The sequence below is a fragment of the Amycolatopsis sp. NBC_01286 genome, from assembly GCF_035982555.1.
GTDB lineage: Bacteria > Actinomycetota > Actinomycetes > Mycobacteriales > Pseudonocardiaceae > Amycolatopsis.
Genome location: NZ_CP108428.1, coordinates 1 through 18917, shown reverse-complemented (window position 1 = coordinate 18917; position 18917 = coordinate 1). Strand labels below are relative to the sequence as shown.

Below are 18917 nucleotides of genomic sequence, written 5' to 3'. Positions count from 1 at the left end.
CCGGAGCGACGTGGCTCAGGGACTTCCCACGGCGAGTGCTTCGGCCAGTTTTCCGGTGACGCGCAGGTTTTCCGGCCCGGGCGGCACGCGCACCCCGCACAGGGCCAGCGCCGCGGCCAGCACGGGCCGCCGGGCCCGGTCGCCGCCGTCGGCGATCTTGATCGCGATCGCCGTGCCGTCGGGCAGAGCCGCGACCTGGACGGCTTCGAAGCCGTCCTTCGCGATGAGCCCGGGCACCGCGCGCAGCACGGCGGTGACGTCGCGGCGGCTGCCGCCGACCAGCTCGGGGTGCCGGCGGATCCCGTCGGCGACCAGGTGCTCCGGCGTTCCCGGCGCGGCCGTGGCGATCTTCGACACGGCCGTGGCGAGCCCGCGCAGCGTGGTCGCGAACAGCGGCGCGCCGCAGCCGTCGACCGCGACCCGGTCGATCGCGCGGCCGGTGAGGTCCTCGAAGGTGGCGGCGATCGCGCGCTGCAGCGGGTGGGCCGGGTCGAGGTAGTTCTCGGACGCCCAGCCGTTCAGCGCGCAGGTCGCCAGCATCGCCGCGTGCTTGCCGGAGCAGTTGTGCGCGAGCTTGCTCGGGGCCCGCCCGGCCGCGACCCAGGCGTCGCGTTCGACCGGGTCGTACGGGAAGTCCGCCGGGTTGCCCAGCTCGCCGGGGGAGCGCCCGCCGAGCACCGCGGCCGCGGCGTCGAGGTGCATCCGCTCGCCGGAGTGGCTGGCCGCCGCGATGGCGAACCCGGCGGGCGGCAGGCGCAGCCCGAGCCGCGCCATCGCCGTGGCCTGCACCGGTTTCGCCGTCGACCGCGGGTACATCGGGGCGTCCGGCGCGCCGGCGTCGAAGAGGGTGGTGCCGTCCGGGGCGAGCACGATCACCGAGCCGTGGTGCCCGCCCTCGACCATGCCGTCGCGCACCAGCTCGACCAGGAGTTCGTGGTTCACAGGCCCGCCTTGTCGAACGCCTTCATGTCGATCCGCTTCCGCACGGCGAACCAGCCGGCGACCAGCGCGAGAGCGATCACCGGCAACGCCATGAGCGTGATCCGGCCGGTCTCGTCGAAGCCCATCAGCACCACGACGGCGGCGAGGAACACCAGCGTCACGATCTCGGTGTAGGGCGAGAACGGCAGCCGGAACGTCGGCCGCTCGAGCCCGTCCCGTTCGGTCTTGCGGACGAACAGGAGGTGGCAGAGCACGATGATGGCCCAGGTCGCGAGGATGCCGATCGCGGCGAAGTTCAGCACGATGTCGAAGGCCTCCTTCGGCACCAGGTAGTTCAGCCCGACGCCGAGCACGCAGACCGACGCCGTCAGCAGGATCCCGCCGTAGGGCACCTGGTTGCGGTTCAGCACGCCGGTGAACTTCGGCGCGGACCCGGCCGCGGCCATCGAGCGCAGGATCCGGCCGGTCGAGTACAGCCCCGAGTTCAGACTGGACAGTGCCGCGGTGAGCACGACGAGGTTCATCACGCTGTCCGCGGCCGGCACCCCCAGGTGCGACAGCACGGTGACGAACGGGCTCTGCTCCTTCGTGTAGGAGCTCCACGGCAGCAGCATCGCCAGCAGCACGACCGAGCCGACGTAGAACACGGCGATGCGCCACATGATGGAGTTGATCGCCTTCGGCATGATCTTCTCCGGGTGCTCGGTCTCGCCCGCGGCGACGCCGACCAGCTCGATGGACGCGTAGGCGAACACCACGCCCTGCACGATCATGACCATCGGCAGCAGCCCGGCCGGGAAGATCCCGCCGTGGCCGGTGATCAGCTGCGGTCCGCCCGCGACGCCGTCGATCGGCGTCCGCGTCGCCAGCAGCACGATCCCGATCACCATGAACAGCACCAGCGCGGCGACCTTGACGATGGCGAACCAGAACTCCATCTCGCCGAACAGCTTCACCGAGACCAGGTTCAGCGTCAGCACGACGGCGAGCGCGATCAGCGCGAGCACCCACTGCGGGATCGGCGTGAAGAACGACCAGAAGTGCGCGTAGAGCGCGATGGCCGTGATGTCGGCGATGCCGGTGGTCGACCAGTTCAGGAAGTGCATCCAGCCGGCGACGTACGCGCCCTTCTCGCCCATGAACTCCCGCGCGTAGGAGACGAACGCGCCGCTCGAAGGCCGGTACAGGATGAGCTCGCCGAGCGCGCGGACGACGAAGAACGCGAAGAGCCCGCAGACGGCGTAGACGATCGCCAGCGCCGGCCCGGCCTGGGCGAGCCGGCCGCCCGCGCCGAGGAACAGGCCGGTGCCGATGGCCCCGCCGATCGCGATCATGGTGACGTGCCGCGGTTTCAGGGCCTTGCGGTAACCGGCGTCGCCCGCGTCGGCGGTGGCTTCCGGGGTGAGGGTCTGTTCGGTCAAGGTGCTACTCGTCCCCGTTCACGATGCTGGTCAAGGTGGCTTCGACGTGCCGCAGGTGGGCCGTCATGGCCTCGACCGCGGCGGTTTCCGAGCCGTCGGCGATCGCCGTGACGATCGCCCGGTGCTCGACGTTCGAGCGCTGCCGGCGGTCGCCGAGCTGGTTGAGGAAGGCGGACTGGCGGGCCAGCGCGTCCCGGATCTCCTCGATCACCTTCCCGAACACGGGGTTGCCCGACGCCTGGGCGATGGTGATGTGGAAGAGCGAATCCAGCGCGACCCACGCGGTGTTGTCGGTCTCGGCGTCCATCCGCTCGACGAGGTGACCGAGCAGGTCGAGGTCGTCGGCGGAGCGCCGCAGGGCCGCGTACCCGGCGACCGGGATCTCGACGTGCCGGCGCACCTCGATCAGGTCGCGGGCCGAGTACGGCCCGAACACCGGGTGCTCGGCAGGCCCGGTCGCGGTGACGAAGGTGCCCTTGCCGGACTTCGACTCGGTGAGCCCGAGCGCCTGCAGCCCGCGCAGCGCCTCCCGGACCACCGAGCGGCTGACCTCGAACTCCTTGCCCAGCGCGGCCTCGGACGGCAGCTTGTCGCCGACGGCGTACTCGCCGCGTTCGATCTGGCGGCGCAGGTGGGCCAGCACGGCCTCCATGGCGCTCACCCGCCGAGGACCGGCTGTCCGGCTGTCGGACAGGTTCATGGATCGGATGCTCGGTCCCGGCCGCGGCGGTGTCAACGCGGGACCACGCGCTTGTGGCTCACTTCACCGGCCACCCTGACAACCGGACAGAAGTTCACCGGGTCGTTGACGGGTGCAAACGGGTGACCGTAGCGTTGCGCAGCGTCAGTCTGACAACGTTGTCGCACGTCACCGGCGAAGGGCGGGCCATGGCCGCGCGGAAGATCCTGACCCTGCTCGGCACGGTGGCCCTCGCGGCGACGGCGTTCGCGACGCCCGCCGCGGCCGGCGTCGAGCTGGTCGCCGACCCGGCGTCCTACGTCGACCCGCTGATCGGCAGCACCAACGCGGGCAACACCTACCCCGGCGCGACGACGCCGTTCGGGATGATCGCCTGGAGCCCGACCACGACGAAGGGCCTGCAGAACGGGACCGGCGCCGCCGGCGGTTACCAATACGACGTCACACGGGTGCGCGGCTTCAGCCTCACCCACCTCAACGGCACCGGCTGCACGCCGGGCGCGTCCGGCGACGTGCCGATCATGCCGTTCCCCGGCGCCGTCCTGTCCTCGCCGTCGGCCGACCGCACCGACCAGGTCTTCGCCAGCGACTTCTCGCACGCCGACGAGACCGCCGAGCCGGGCCACTACGGCGTCGGCCTGGCCAACGGCGTCGGCGTGGACCTCACCACCACCGACCGGGCCGGGCTCGGCCGGTTCACCTTCCCCGCGGACAAGCCCGCGAACCTGCTCTTCCGGACGTCGAACTCGCTGCCGGGCAGCTCGAACGCCTCGATCAGCATCGACGCGGCGCACCGGCGGGTGACCGGCTCGGTCGACTCGGGCGGCTTCTGCGGCCGCACCACCGGCGGCGAGGAGAACCAGCGCTCCTACTACACGCTGCACTTCAGCGTCACCTTCGACCAGCCGATCACCGGCCAGGGCACCTGGGTCGACGGCACCCTGCGGCCGGGCACGAGCAGCGCGACCGGCGGCGAGGGCTTCACGGACGCCGCACGCGTCGGCAAGGGCTCGGGCGGCTACGTCGGCTTCGACGCGAGCAAGGGCCCGGTCACCGCGCGGATCGGCATCTCCTACGTCAGCGCCGCCAACGCCCAGCGCAACGCCGACGCCGAGATCCCCGCCGGCCGGACGTTCGACGGCGTCCGCGCGTCGGCCCGGAAGGCCTGGCAGGACCAGCTGACGAAGATCGAGCTCGGCGGCGGCACGCACGCGCAGCTCACGACGTTCTACACCGCGCTCTACCACGCGCTGCAGCAGCCGAGCCTGGCCAGCGACGTCACCGGCGAGTACCTCGGCAGCGACCGGAAGGTCCACCGGCTCGCGAAGGGCCAGCACGCGCAGTACGGCACGTTCTCCGGCTGGGACGTCTACCGCGGGCAGGTCCAGCTGCTCGCGTTCCTCGACCCGGCCCGGGCGGGTGACTACGCGCAGTCGCTCTACAACTTCGCCGGGCAGAACGGCGGTGAGTGGGACCGCTGGCTGCACGACAACGGCGGCACGCACGTGATGTCCGGTGACCCGTCGGCGCCCGCGCTGGCCGGGATGTACGCCTTCGGCGCCCGCGGCTTCGACGTCCAGGGCGCGTTCGGCTCGCTGGTCAGCGCGGCCACCGTGCCGACCGCGAACGACAGCCGCGACGCCGGCTGCCCGATCCAGTGCATCGGCCAGCGGCCGGGCCTGGCCGACTACCTGAAGCTGCACTACGCGCCGGACGACGCCTGCCACTGCTGGGGCTCGGCCGCCGAGACGCTCGAAGACTCCGTCGCCGACTTCGCGCTGTCGGACTGGGCGTCCCGCATCGGCAGTGACCCTTCTACATTCCTCGCGCGCTCCGGCTACTGGCGCAACCTGGTCAACCCGCGGGCGAGCGTCGACGGCCCCTACGTCCAGGCGCGCAAGGCCGACGGCTCGTGGGTGACGCCGTTCCAGCCGTCGACGGACACGGGCTTCGTCGAGGGCAGCAGCGCGCAGTACACGTGGATGGCTTCGCACGACGTCGCCGGCGTGGTCGGCGGCCTGGGCGGCGCGTCCGCGACGGTGAAGCGCCTCGACGGCTTCTTCCACGACGCGGCGGGCAACTGGGCGCTGTCGGGCGTCGACGACGTCCACTACAACCCGGGCAACGAGCCGGACATCAACGCGCCCTGGCTCTACGACTACCTCGGCCGGCCGTGGCAGACGCAGCAGACGGTCCGCCAGATCGTGAACACGGTCTACGGCCCGGGCACCGGCGGCCTGCCGGGCAACGACGACCTCGGCACCATGTCCGCGTGGTACGTCTTCGCCACGCTCGGCATGTTCCCGCAGGTCCCGAGCCGCGCCGACCTCGTGCTGGCGTCGCCGCTGTTCCCGCGCGCGGTCGTCCACCGCGGCAACGGCGCGACGATCACGGTCGAGGCCCCGCGCGCGTCGGCGGACACGTACTACGTCCAGGGCGTGCGCGTGAACGGCTCGCCGTCGTCGAAGCCGTGGGTGGCGGAGTCGTTCGTCGCGAACGGCGGCACGATCACCTACGACCTGTCCACGACGCCGAACCCGACGTGGGGCACGGCGGCCGCGGACGCCCCGCCGCAGGCCGCGCTCCCGGCATTTCACCCGAACGTGGCCGCCCCGGCCGTCACGCCCAAGCCGTTCCGACCCCTCGTCACCCCCGTCGGCTGACGCTCCGGGTGACCGCCCGGCAGCACCGCGTGCCGTGATCATCACCGCCCGAAGCGGTGGCGCGTCGCACCGCCCGAACGGCTCCGGCGAGGAGCAGAATCGAGCGCGGCGAGCACGTGCGCGGGCCACTCGAGCCACGGGTTAGGGTGAGTGACCCGCGCGCAGCCGGTCCCACCGATCTAGGGGAGGTTTTCGCTGGTGTCGAACGATTCCTTCGTCCACCTGCACGTCCACACCGAGTACTCGATGCTCGACGGTGCGGCGAAGATCGCTCCCCTCTTCGCGGAGGCGGCGCGCCTCGGCATGCCGGCGGTCGGCATGACCGACCACGGCAACATGTACGGCGGCGACGAGTTCTACCAACAGTCCAAGAAGCACGGCATCAAGCCGATCATCGGCATCGAGGCCTACGTCGCGCCGGAGAGCCGCTTCCACAAGAAGCCGGTCTTCTGGGGGCAGCAGAACCAGCGCGGGTCCGACGAGCTGGGCGAGGGCGGCGACGTCTCGGGCGCCGGCGCGTACACCCACATGACGATGCTCGCGCAGAACGCCACCGGCCTGCGGAACCTGTTCAAGCTGTCCTCGCTGGCCAGCATGCAGGGCTACTACCGCAAGCCCCGGATGGACCGCGAGCTGATCTCGGAGAACCACTCGGGGATCATCGCGACCACCGGCTGCCCGTCGGGCGAGGTGCAGACCCGGCTGCGGCTGGGCCAGAAGGAAGCGGCGATCCAGGCCGCGTCCGACTACAAGGACATCTTCGGCGCCGGCAACTTCTTCCTCGAGTTGATGGACCACGGCCTGCCGATCGAGCGGTCGGTCCGCGAGGGCCTGCTCGAGGTCGGCCGGCTGCTCGACCTCAAGCCGATCGCGACGAACGACTCGCACTACGTCACCAAGGACCAGGCCGACACGCACTCGGCGCTGCTGTGCGTCCAGGCCGGCAAAACCCTCAACGACCCGACCCGGTTCAAGTTCGACGGTGACGGCTACTACCTCAAGGCCGCCGCCGAGATGCGCGAGTACTGGGACAAGGAAGTCCCCGGCGCGTCGGACAACACGCTGCTGATCGCCGAGCGCGTCGAGTCCTACGAAGACGTCTACTCGCACAAGGACCGGCTGCCGTTCTTCGAGGTCCCGGAGGGCTACGACCAGGGCGGCTGGCTGCGCGAAGAGGTCGCGAAGGGCCTGGCCTGGCGGTTCCCGGCCGGTCCGCCCGAGGGTTACGACGAGCGGATCGAGAAGGAGCTCGACGTCATCATCGGGAAGGGCTTCCCGGCCTACTTCCTGATCGTCGCCGACCTCATCAGCTACGCCCGCCGCGTCGGCATCCGCGTCGGCCCCGGCCGTGGTTCGGCCGCCGGTTCGCTGGTCGCGTACGTGCTCGGTATCACCAACCTGGACCCGATCCCGCAGAAGCTGCTGTTCGAGCGGTTCCTGAACCCCGAGCGCGTCTCGATGCCCGACATCGACATCGACTTCGACGACCGCCGGCGCGGCGAGATGATCCGGTACGCGACCGACAAGTACGGCGTCGACAAGGTCGCTCAGGTCATCACCTTCGGCACCATTAAGACCAAGGCCGCGATCAAGGACTCGGCGCGGGTCCACTTCGGCCAGCCCGGTTACGCGATCGCGGACAAGATCTCCAAGGCGCTGCCGCCGCCGATCATGGCGAAGGACATCCCGCTCTCGGGCATCGTCGACAAACAGCACGAGCGCTTCGGCGAGGCCGCCGAGGTCCGCGCGCTGGTCGAGACGGACGAAGAGTGCAAGACGATCTTCGACACCGCCCGCGGTCTCGAAGGCCTGATCCGCAACGCGGGCGTGCACGCCTGCGCGGTCATCATGTCGTGCGACCCGCTGACCGACGCGATCCCGCTCTGGCAGCGTGACGACGGCTCGATCATCACCGGCTGGGACTACCCGTCGTGCGAAGCCATCGGCCTGCTGAAGATGGACTTCCTGGGCCTGCGGAACCTGACGGTCATCGGTGACGCGATCGACAACATCAAGACCAACCGCGGGATCGACATCGACCTCGACACCCTGGGCGTCGAGGACAAGGAAACCTACAAGCTCCTCGCCCGCGGCGACACGCTCGGCGTGTTCCAGCTGGACGGCGGGCCCATGCGCGACCTGCTGCGCCGCATGGAGCCCACGGTGTTCGACGACATCGTCGCGGTCGGCGCGCTCTACCGCCCCGGCCCGATGGGCATGAACGCGCACAACGACTACGCCGACCGCAAGAACAACCGGCAGAAGGTCAAGCCGATCCACCCGGAGCTCGACGAGCCGCTGCGGGAGATCCTGGCCGACACCTACGGCCTGATCGTGTACCAAGAGCAGATCATGCACATCGGCCAGAAGGTGGCCGGGTACACGATGGGGCGCGCGGACGTGCTCCGCCGCGCGATGGGCAAGAAGAAGAAGGAAGTCCTCGACCTCGAGTACGACGGCTTCGAGGCCGGCATGAAGGCCAGCCCGCTGCTCGACGGCGGGTTCTCCGCCGAGGCCGTCAAGGCGCTCTGGGACACGATCCTCCCGTTCGCCGGCTACGCGTTCAACAAGAGCCACGCGGCCGCGTACGGCCTGATCTCGTACTGGACCGCCTACCTCAAGGCGAACTTCCGGGCCGAGTACATGGCCGCCCTGCTGACGTCGGTCGGCGACAACAAGGACAAGTCGGCGGTCTACCTGTCCGAGTGCCGCCGCCTCGGCATCAAGGTGCTGCCGCCGGACGTCAACGAGTCGGCCCTGCGGTTCGCGGCCGTCGGCGAGGACATCCGCTTCGGCCTCGGCGCGGTCCGCAACGTCGGCGCGAACGTCGTCGAGTCGATCATCAAGACCCGTGCGGAGAAGGGGAAGTACTCCACCTTCACCGACTTCCTCGACAAGTCCGAGCTCGTGGTCTGCAACAAGCGGGTCATCGAGTCGCTGATCAAGGCGGGCGGGTTCGATTCGCTCGGCCACACGCGGCTGTCGATGATCCAGGTCCACGAAGACGCGGTCGAAGCCGTCGTCCCGCTCAAGCGCCAGGAGGCGATGGGCCAGTTCGACCTGTTCGGCTTCGGCGGGGAAGACGGGGATGACAGCGCCGCAGCGGTTTCTTCGTCACCGCTCGCGCACCTGAAGTTCGGCGACGAGGAGTACCCGCGCAAGCAGCTGCTCGCCTACGAGCGCGAGATGCTCGGCCTGTACGTCTCGGCCCACCCGCTCGACGGCGCCGAGCGGATCCTGCGCAAGCACGCCCCGAAGCCGATCGCCGGGATCCTGGCCGACCCGCCCCGGGAGGGCGAGCTCGTCATCTCCGGGCTGATCACGTCGCTCGAACGGCGGGTCAACAAGAAGGGCGAGCCCTGGGCGATCTGCACGGTCGAGGACATGGACGCCTCGCTCGAGGTGCTGTTCTTCCCCAAGTCGTACGCCTTGTTCTCCTCCGAGCTGATCGAGGACAACGCGGTGCTGGTGAAGGGCCGGATCAACTGGCGCGAAGACAAGATGTCGATCTTCGGCGGCGGCCTGGCCACACTGGACCTGTCCGAGGTCGGCACCGGCAACGGTGACGACGAGCCGCCGCTGGTCCTGCTGGCCGCGGCGGAGAAGATCGACCAGTCGGTGGTGAGCGAGCTGCGCTCCACACTGCTCGCGCACAAGGGCGAGACGATGGTCCACCTCAAGCTGGTCGGGCGGAACCAGACGGTGTTCGCGCTCCACGACTACCCGGTGAAGGTCAGCTCGATGCTGATCGGCGAGCTGAAGGGCATCCGCGGGATCACCGCGTCGACCTGAGCACGGCTTCGAACGGGCCGGATCCGCGCGCACACCGCGCGCGGATCCGGCCCTTCGTGTTTGCTGAGTGGGTATCCCCGCCCCGTGAGCACCGGTGAGGTCAGCCCCTCGATGGACGACTACGAACCCGACCCGAAGCGCTGGAAGGCGCTGGCCGTCTCGCTGACGGCCGGGTTCATGGGCCTGCTCGACGTCAGCATCGTCAACGTCGCGCTGCCGTCGATCCAGCGCGACCTGGGCGCGAGCAGCGGCGGGATCCGCTGGGTCGTCTCGGGGTACGCGCTGGCGTTCGGCCTGGTCCTGGTCACCGGCGGCCGCCTCGGCGACGCGTTCGGCCGCCGGAAGATGTTCCTCGGCGCCCTCGCGGCGTTCGTCGCCACCAGCGCGCTGGCCGGCGCGGCCCCGAACGAGACGACGCTGGTGCTCGCGCGGCTCGCCCAGGGCATGGCGGCGGGCATGCTCACGCCGCAGAACACCGGCCTGATCCAGGACCTCTTCCGCGGGCCCGAGCGCGGCCGCGCGTTCGGCATGTTCGGCGCCGTCGTCGGCATCTCGACGGCGGTCGGCCCGATCCTCGGCGGCGTGATCCTCGCCGTCTTCGGCGATCCGGACGGCTGGCGCTGGGTGTTCTACGTCAACGTCCCGATCGGCGTGCTCGCGTTCGCCCTGGCCCTGCGGCTGCTGCCCCGCAGCGAGAAGAGCGGGCTCAGGCTGCGGTCGGAGATCGACTTCGTCGGGATCCTGCTGCTCGCCGTCGCGGTCCTCGGCGTGCTGCTCCCGGTGGTGGAGTCCGACGACGGCGGCCCGGCGCGGCTGTGGTGGATGTTCGTCATCGCGCTCGTCTTCGGCGCCGGCTTCGTGCGCTGGGAGCACTCGCTGGTCCGGCGCGGCCGCTCGCCGCTGCTGGACACCCGGCTGTTCACCGGCACCCCGGGATACGCCAGCGGCGCCGCGGTGGGCGCGCTCTACTTCTGCGGGTTCGCCGGGATCTGGCTGGTCTTCGCGATGTTCTTCCAGCAGGGCCTCGGCTACACACCCCTGCAGTCCGGGCTGTCGGTGACGCCGTTCGCGCTCGGCTCGGCGGTGGCCGCGGCCGTCGCCGGCCGGCTGGTGCCGCGCTTCGGCCGCCGGCTCACCGTCACCGGGCTGGCGCTGGTCGCCCTCGGCCTGCTGATCGTCGCGCTGCTGGCCCAGCTGGTGCCGCCCGCGGCCGCGGGCTGGGCGTTCGCGTTGCCGCTGGTGCTGGCCGGGGTCGGCGGCGGCATGGTGATCTCGCCGAACACGACGTTGACGCTGGAGTGCGTCCCGGTCCGGCTGGCCGGCGTCGCCGGCGGCGCGCTGCAGACCGGGCAGCGGATCGGCACGGCGATCGGCACGGCCGTGCTGGCGTCGGTCTTCGGTGCGGTCGTCGTCGCGGCGGGGGACTACCAGGTGGCGCTCACCGTCGCCCTCTGCTGCGCGGCCGTCCTGACGTGTGGCGCGCTGGGCCTCGCCGTGGCCGAACTGCGGGCGCGGAGACACCGTGCGCAGCTTTCCAGGGACGATCGGGCGGCCGGCGGGGCCGAGACGTCCGCTGCGGACGTCCACCGGGGCTAGGACACTACTTTCCGCAGATTCGCGATGCTCCAAACGAGTGACGAGCACGGAAAGGCACTGGTGCTACGCAGAGCGACCGGGTAGATCTTATGGAGCCTTCACTGCGCGGCTTCGGCTACCGACAGTGGCAATCGATCGGCCACCCGGGGATGGGGTGACCGGTCCGAGCGACCGAAGCGTCCGGAGTTCGAGGGAGTGGACACACTCGGTCACCTTCCGTCCAGTGAGTGTCGGCGTCCGCGGGGGACCGTCCGGCACTCGCGGAAGGGCTGCCCATCGGCCGGCCGCAGCGCGCGTGACGGCGGCGGGCGGGCCCGGGTGAGGGGGAACCGGGCCCGCCCGTCCTTTTCGCCCGTGTCGCGCTTTCCCGCTGCTCGTGATCATGTTGGGATGACCGGATCCGACAGGCACGAGCCCGGGAGGGTCCATGACCGAGCAGCCGCCGCGGCCCGGAAGCCGGATCCGCCTGTGGCACCGGCCGATGCTGGCGCGCGACCGAAGTGAGCGACACCGCGTCGCGACGCCGCTGGAACTGCTGTTCGACCTGTGTTTCGTGGTCGCCGTCGGCCAGGCGGCCGCGCAGTTGCACCACGCCTTCGCCGAGGGCCACATCGGCCACGGCGTGTTCTCCTTCGCCCTGGTCTTCTTCGCGATCTGGTGGGGCTGGCTGAACTTCAGCTGGTTCGCCTCAGCGTTCGACACCGACGACGTCCCGTACCGCCTGGCGACGCTGGTGCAGATCGCCGGCGGCCTGACCGTCGCGGCCGGGGTGGAGACCGCCTTCGAGGGCGACTTCCGGCTGATGGTCGCCGGCTACGTGCTGATGCGGCTGTCGATGGTGACGCAGTGGCTGCGCGCCGCGCGGTCGGACCCGCCCTGCCGGCCCGCCGCCCTGCGCTACGCCGTCGGGATCACCGCCGTCCAGGTGCTGTGGATCGCCCGGCTGTGGTTGTCGGGAACGCCGGCCGTCGTCGCGTTCTTCGTGCTCGTCGTGCTCGAGCTCGCCGTCCCGCTGTGGGCGGAGCGCCGCTTCGGCACGACGTGGCACCCGCACCACATCGCCGAGCGGTACGGCCTGTTCACGCTGATCGTGCTCGGTGAGGTGATCCTCGGCGCGACCACCGCGATCAAGGAGGGGGCCGCCGAGGCGGAGCACGTCGGCGGGCTCATCTCGCTCGCCGCGGCCGGCCTGGTGCTGGTGTTCGCCATGTGGTGGCTGTACTTCGACCAGCCGGGGCACGCGCGGCTGGTTCGCCGGCCGACCCTGTTCACGACGATGAGCTGGGGTTACGGCCACTACCTGATCTTCGCGTCCGCGGCGGCGGTCGGGGCCGGGCTCGAGGTGGCGGTCGGCTACGACACCCACACGCTGCACGACGTCGGCCCGATCGCCGCGGCGATGGCGACGACCGTGCCGGTCGCGATATTCCTGCTGAGCGTCTGGCTGCTGCACATCGGCCCGGCCAACGAGTGCCGGCCGATCGCGGTCGGCTTCCCGGTGACCGCGGTGCTCGTCGTCGCGGCGTCGTTCACGCCGGTGCCGATCCACGTCACCGCGGTGCTCACGGCCGCGCTCGTCGCCGTCACGGTCGTCTTCGCCGACGGGCAGCCGCGGGAGTAGATCGCCGCAGGTCAGCGGCCTCGTGTGCAAAAAGGGGACCCCCCTGTGCGAGGCCGTTTCGGGGCATGTAAAGTTCTCCAAGTCGCCAGGGAAACCGGGTGGCCGCCAGGACCGCGAACCAAGCTCCCACGAAGGTGGTAGAGTGGGTGGTCCTGAACCGAGGTGATAGCCTCGGAACAACAAAGGCTTGAAACAATCGCCGAGGGTGAAGCCGCCGATAAGGTGGCGGATTCCGGAGTGTGTTGCTTGAGAACTCAACAGTGTGCTAGTGAACTAAGCCAGTAGAGCTTATATATAACCTCGTATGAGGTTCCTTTGAGAATGATTGAGTACATAGTCTCGATCAAACTATTCATTGTTGGAGAGTTTGATCCTGGCTCAGGACGAACGCTGGCGGCGTGCTTAACACATGCAAGTCGAACGATGAAGCCTTCGGGTGGATTAGTGGCGAACGGGTGAGTAACACGTGGGTAATCTGCCCTGCACTCTGGGATAAGCCTTGGAAACGAGGTCTAATACCGGATATCACATTCTTTCGCATGGGAGAATGTTGAAAGTTCTGGCGGTGCAGGATGAACCCGCGGCCTATCAGCTTGTTGGTGGGGTAGTGGCCTACCAAGGCGACGACGGGTAGCCGGCCTGAGAGGGTGACCGGCCACACTGGGACTGAGACACGGCCCAGACTCCTACGGGAGGCAGCAGTGGGGAATATTGCACAATGGGCGAAAGCCTGATGCAGCGACGCCGCGTGAGGGATGACGGCCTTCGGGTTGTAAACCTCTTTCGCCAGGGACGAAGCGCAAGTGACGGTACCTGGATAAGAAGCACCGGCTAACTACGTGCCAGCAGCCGCGGTAATACGTAGGGTGCAAGCGTTGTCCGGATTTATTGGGCGTAAAGAGCTCGTAGGCGGTTTGTCGCGTCGGCTGTGAAATCTGGAGGCTTAACCTTCAGCGTGCAGTCGATACGGGCAGACTTGAGTTCGGTAGGGGAGACTGGAATTCCTGGTGTAGCGGTGAAATGCGCAGATATCAGGAGGAACACCGGTGGCGAAGGCGGGTCTCTGGGCCGATACTGACGCTGAGGAGCGAAAGCGTGGGGAGCGAACAGGATTAGATACCCTGGTAGTCCACGCTGTAAACGGTGGGTGCTAGGTGTGGGCGACATTCCACGTTGTCCGTGCCGTAGCTAACGCATTAAGCACCCCGCCTGGGGAGTACGGCCGCAAGGCTAAAACTCAAAGGAATTGACGGGGGCCCGCACAAGCGGCGGAGCATGTGGATTAATTCGATGCAACGCGAAGAACCTTACCTGGGCTTGACATGCGCCAGACATCCCCAGAGATGGGGCTTCCCTTGTGGTTGGTGTACAGGTGGTGCATGGCTGTCGTCAGCTCGTGTCGTGAGATGTTGGGTTAAGTCCCGCAACGAGCGCAACCCTTATCCTACGTTGCCAGCGCGTTATGGCGGGGACTCGTGGGAGACTGCCGGGGTCAACTCGGAGGAAGGTGGGGATGACGTCAAGTCATCATGCCCCTTATGTCCAGGGCTTCACACATGCTACAATGGCTGGTACAGAGGGCTGCGATACCGCGAGGTGGAGCGAATCCCTTAAAGCCGGTCTCAGTTCGGATCGCAGTCTGCAACTCGACTGCGTGAAGTCGGAGTCGCTAGTAATCGCAGATCAGCAACGCTGCGGTGAATACGTTCCCGGGCCTTGTACACACCGCCCGTCACGTCATGAAAGTCGGTAACACCCGAAGCCCATGGCCCAACCTCGTAAGGGGAGGGAGTGGTCGAAGGTGGGACTGGCGATTGGGACGAAGTCGTAACAAGGTAGCCGTACCGGAAGGTGCGGCTGGATCACCTCCTTTCTAAGGAGCACAACACATCCACGTTCCCGGGATACCCGGAACTAGAGCGTGGGGTGGCTGGGGTTTAACACTCGAATGCAGTGTTGCTCTGGTTGCTCAAGGAATTGTGGAACTACTGGTTATGGCTCATCGCGGTGACAGACGCCGGCGTTAGTACTGATCCTTCGGGGTCGTGGAGGACGCTCGCCGAGTCGAGTGGTGGGTTGTTTGCTATGCACACTGTTGGGTCCTGAGGCAACACGCCTCGGGGCTTACGCCTCGGGAGCGATGTTTGTTTCTGGTGTGGTGTTTGAGAACTGTAGAGTGGATGCGAGCATCTTTGTGGTCAAGTTGTTAAGGGCACATGGTGGATGTCTTGGCTTCAGGAGCCGATGAAGGACGTAGGAGGCTGCGATAAGCCTCGGGGAGCTGTCAACCGAGCTGTGATCCGAGGATTTCCGAATGGGGAAACCCAGCACCAGTGATGTGGTGTTACCCGCACCTGAATATATAGGGTGTGTGGAGGGAACGCGGGGAAGTGAAACATCTCAGTACCCGTAGGAAGAGAAAACAACCGTGATTCCGTGAGTAGTGGCGAGCGAAAGCGGAAGAGGCTAAACCGATTGCATGTGATACCTGTCAGGGGTTGTGTAGTCGGTGTTGTGGGACCTGCCTTGAAGGAACTGACATTTCTTCGGAATTGACGCATGGGTTAGTGGAACGCCTTGGGATGGGCGGCCGGAGTGGGTGAGAGCCCCGTACGCGAAAACTTGTGTTGTTGTTCTTGGTGGTGTTCCCGAGTAGCAGCGAGCTCGTGGAATTTGCTGTGAATCTGCCGGGACCACCCGGTAAGCCTAAATACTTCCTGAAGACCGATAGCGGACTAGTACCGTGAGGGAAAGATGAAAAGTACCCCGGGAGGGGAGTGAAAGAGTACCTGAAACCGTGTGCCTACAAGCCGTCAGAGCTGTAATGGTGATGGCGTGCCTTTTGAAGAATGAGCCTGCGAGTTAGTGCTGCGTGGCGAGGTTAACCCGTGTGGGGTAGCCGTAGCGAAAGCGAGTCTGAATAGGGCGAATGAGTCGCGTGGTCTAGACCCGAAGCGGAGTGATCTACCCATGGCCAGGGTGAAGCGACGGTAAGACGTCGTGGAGGCCCGAACCCACTTAGGTTGAAAACTGAGGGGATGAGCTGTGGGTAGGGGTGAAAGGCCAATCAAACTCCGTGATAGCTGGTTCTCCCCGAAATGCATTTAGGTGCAGCGTCGCATGTTTCACCACGGGGGTAGAGCTACTGGATGGTCTAGGGGCCTTACCGGGTTACCGAAATCAACCAAACTCCGAATACCGTGGTGTGAGAGTGCGGCAGTGAGACGGCGGGGGATAAGCTTCGTCGTCGAGAGGGAAACAGCCCAGAACACCAGCTAAGGCCCCTAAGTGTGTGCTCAGTGGGAAAGGATGTGGGATTGCCCAGACAACCAGGAGGTTGGCTTAGAAGCAGCCACCCTTGAAAGAGTGCGTAATAGCTCACTGGTCAAGTGGTCCTGCGCCGACAATGTAGCGGGGCTTAAGCACACCGCCGAAGCTGTGTCATTGACACAATAGATCCACTTGGGCTCTTGAAGTCCTTGTGTAGTCGTGTTGATGGGTAGGGGAGCGTCCTGCACCCAGGGAAGCCGTGGCGGAAGCTAGCGGTGGAGGGTGTGGGAGTGAGAATGCAGGCATGAGTAGCGAATGCAGAGTGAGAAACTCTGCCGCCGGATGACCAAGGGTTCCTGGGCCAGGCTAATCCGCCCAGGGTAAGTCGGGACCTAAGGCGAGGCCGACAGGCGTAGTCGATGGACAACGGGTTGATATTCCCGTACCCGAGCATGTGCGCCCATGACGAGGCGTTTGATACTAACCACCCAAAGCGTGCCGGTGATGCCTTCGGGCGGAGTTGGCATTGTGGAGCGTGGGACCTGATTTCGTAGTAGTCAAGCGATGGGGTGACGCAGGAAGGTAGCTCCGCCAGGCGATGGTTGTCCTGGTGTAAGCGTGTAGGAGAAAGCATAGGCAAATCCGTGCTTTATATACTCTGAGACGTGATGCGTAGCCGTTTGAGGTGAAGTAGAGTGATCCTATGCTGCCGAGAAAAGCCTCTAGTGAGTGCATGCACGGCCCGTACCCCAAACCAACACAGGTGGTCAGGTAGAGAATACTAAGGCGATCGGGTGAACTGTGGTTAAGGAACTCGGCAAAATGCCCCCGTAACTTCGGGAGAAGGGGGGCCAAACATCCTGAAGTCCTTTACGGACTAGGGGTGGGTGGCCGCAGAGACCAGCGGAAAGCGACTGTTTACTAAAAACACAGGTCCATGCGAAGTCGCAAGACGATGTATATGGACTGACGCCTGCCCGGTGCTGGAACGTTAAGAGGACCGGTTAATCCCTTCGGGGGTGAAGCTGAGAATTTAAGCGCCAGTAAACGGCGGTGGTAACTATAACCATCCTAAGGTAGCGAAATTCCTTGTCGGGTAAGTTCCGACCTGCACGAATGGCGTAACGACTTTCCGGCTGTCTCAACCACAGGCCCGGCGAAATTGCACTACGAGTAAAGATGCTCGTTACGCGCGGCAGGACGGAAAGACCCCGGGACCTTTACTATAGTTTGGTATTGGTTTTCGGTTCGGCTTGTGTAGGATAGGTGGGAGACTGTGAAGCGGTGACGCTAGTTACTGTGGAGTCATTGTTGAAATACCACTCTGGTCGAATTGGGAATCTGAACCTCGGGCCATGATCTGGTTCAGGGACAGTGCCTGATGGGTAGTTTAACTGGGGCGGTTGCCTCCTAAAGAGTAACGGAGGCGCCCAAAGGTTCCCTCAGCCTGGTTGGCAATCAGGTGTTGAGTGCAAGTGCACAAGGGAGCTTGACTGTGAGACAGACATGTCGAGCAGGGACGAAAGTCGGGACTAGTGATCCGGCACCACCTGGTGGAAGGGGTGTCGCTCAACGGATAAAAGGTACCCCGGGGATAACAGGCTGATCTTGCCCAAGAGTCCATATCGACGGCATGGTTTGGCACCTCGATGTCGGCTCGTCGCATCCTGGGGCCGGAGTAGGTCCCAAGGGTTGGGCTGTTCGCCCATTAAAGCGGCACGCGAGCTGGGTTTAGAACGTCGTGAGACAGTTCGGTCCCTATCCGCCGCGCGCGTAGGATACTTGAGGAAGGCTGTCCCTAGTACGAGAGGACCGGGACGGACGAACCTCTGGTGTGCCAGTTGTCCCGCCAGGGGCATGGCTGGTTGGCCACGTTCGGAAGGGATAACCGCTGAAGGCATCTAAGCGGGAAGCCTGTTCCAAGATGAGGTATCCCACCCTTTGTGGGTTAAGGCCCCCAATAGACCATTGGGTTGATAGGCCAGATATGGAAGCACAGTAATGTGTTGTCGAGTTGACTGGTACTAATAGGCCGAGGACTTGTCTACGAAGGTGTTACGCATCCACTCTACGGTTCTGAAACACCACACGGCCCTCGTGTTTTTGGGGGGTGTGGGTGTTTGATAGTGTTTCGGTGGTTTTAGCGTCAGGGAAACGCCCGGTCCCATTCCGAACCCGGAAGCTAAGCTTGACAGCGCCGATGGTACTGCAACCGAAGGGTTGTGGGAGAGTAGGACACCGCCGAACATTTCGTTGGGAGAGGGCCTGGCCCGGTCGAGAACACTAGTTCTCCCGGGCCAGGCCCTTTTCTTTATGCCCACAACCCGGTGCCGCCGGCACCGCGACCCACTTCGTGTCGACCCTCCCATCACACGAGTTGACCTTCCAATCACGTGTTGACCCTCTGATCACGCGAGTTGACCCTTCACGCACGCACGCACGCACGCGCGCCGGCCGTCTGGCCGAGTGGTGACCCGTGAATTACCGGTGTCGACTGCCTGATTACGGGTGCCGACCCCCTGGATCGTAGGTGGCCGGCGCTTCGATCGCGGGAGCCGACCGTCGAGGCACGTGAGCCGACTGTCTGAGTACGCGAGTCGACCGTTCGGGACGTAAACCGACCGGCTAGATGCGTGAGCCGACCATCCGGGTACATGAGCCGACTCTCTGGGTACGCGAACCGACCGGCTGGGTGCGCGAGCTGACTGTTCGGGTGTGCGAGCTGCTCACCGGGCGGTGCGCGAGTTCCGGTCTCAATCACGCGAGATCCGCCTGGAAACACGAGGTTCCCGGCCGGACCACACGAGTCCGCCCGGGATCACGCGAGATCCGTGCGGGATCACGTGAGTTGCGGCTCCGATTACCGCAGCGCCCTGCTTCTGGCCTCACAATCCGGGTGATGTCCGATCCGA

At 66.2% G+C, this 18917-nt stretch carries 7 protein-coding genes and 3 rRNA genes; 7 read left to right on the top strand and 3 right to left on the bottom strand.

Features of this window, described 5'->3' with window-relative positions; translation table 11 throughout:
- Positions 1–15 precede the first annotated feature (15 nt).
- From OG570_RS00050 to OG570_RS00040, 3 genes are read right to left on the bottom strand one after another with little or no spacing between them, the layout of a single operon-like run.
- The gene (locus OG570_RS00050) at positions 16–942 is read right to left on the bottom strand and encodes an asparaginase (protein WP_326955108.1); all 927 of its coding nucleotides are present in this window, start codon (positions 940–942) and stop codon (positions 16–18) included.
- Positions 939–2363, bottom strand: coding sequence for an amino acid permease (locus tag OG570_RS00045; protein WP_326955107.1), 1425 nt, complete (start codon positions 2361–2363; stop codon positions 939–941). Before OG570_RS00045 ends, OG570_RS00050 begins: the two co-directional genes overlap by 4 nt.
- 4 nt (positions 2364–2367) lie before the next feature.
- The gene (locus OG570_RS00040) at positions 2368–3015 is read right to left on the bottom strand and encodes a FadR/GntR family transcriptional regulator (RefSeq protein ID WP_326959810.1); all 648 of its coding nucleotides are present in this window, start codon (positions 3013–3015) and stop codon (positions 2368–2370) included.
- Between the two features lie 170 nt (positions 3016–3185).
- Here OG570_RS00040 and OG570_RS00035 point away from each other — a divergent pair, with 170 nt between their 5' ends.
- The 7 genes from OG570_RS00035 to rrf all read left to right on the top strand — a co-directional run bounded on the left by OG570_RS00035 (position 3186) and on the right by rrf (position 18252).
- Positions 3186–5726: a GH92 family glycosyl hydrolase gene (locus tag OG570_RS00035; protein WP_326955106.1), complete on the top strand. Its 2541-nt coding sequence runs from the start codon at positions 3186–3188 to the stop codon at positions 5724–5726.
- Between the two features lie 198 nt (positions 5727–5924).
- Complete coding sequence (dnaE, locus tag OG570_RS00030) at positions 5925–9518, top strand: DNA polymerase III subunit alpha (protein ID WP_326955105.1); 3594 nt, start codon at positions 5925–5927, stop codon at positions 9516–9518.
- 111 nt (positions 9519–9629) lie between these two features.
- Complete coding sequence (locus OG570_RS00025; protein ID WP_326959808.1) at positions 9630–11114, top strand: MFS transporter; 1485 nt, start codon at positions 9630–9632, stop codon at positions 11112–11114.
- Positions 11115–11541: 427 nt separating this feature from the next.
- The gene (locus OG570_RS00020; RefSeq protein ID WP_326955104.1) at positions 11542–12735 is read left to right on the top strand and encodes a low temperature requirement protein A; all 1194 of its coding nucleotides are present in this window, start codon (positions 11542–11544) and stop codon (positions 12733–12735) included.
- Between the two features lie 355 nt (positions 12736–13090).
- Positions 13091–14608: ribosomal RNA gene (locus tag OG570_RS00015) — 16S ribosomal RNA — on the top strand.
- Between the two features lie 323 nt (positions 14609–14931).
- Positions 14932–18053: ribosomal RNA gene (locus tag OG570_RS00010) — 23S ribosomal RNA — on the top strand.
- An 82-nt stretch (positions 18054–18135) separates the two neighbouring features.
- Positions 18136–18252: ribosomal RNA gene (gene rrf / locus OG570_RS00005) — 5S ribosomal RNA — on the top strand.
- The 16S, 23S and 5S rRNA genes sit together here, the layout of an rRNA operon.
- Positions 18253–18917: the final 665 nt, after the last annotated feature.

Bases quoted from the DNA above. Each gene is read 5' to 3' on its own strand.
- OG570_RS00040 (WP_326959810.1), bottom strand. From the start codon at position 3,015: ATGGAGGCCGTGCTGGCCCACCTGCGCCGCCAGATCGAACGCGGCGAG.
- OG570_RS00025 (WP_326959808.1), top strand. From the start codon at position 9,630: ATGGACGACTACGAACCCGACCCGAAGCGCTGGAAGGCGCTGGCCGTC.
- OG570_RS00020 (WP_326955104.1), top strand. From the start codon at position 11,542: ATGACCGAGCAGCCGCCGCGGCCCGGAAGCCGGATCCGCCTGTGGCAC.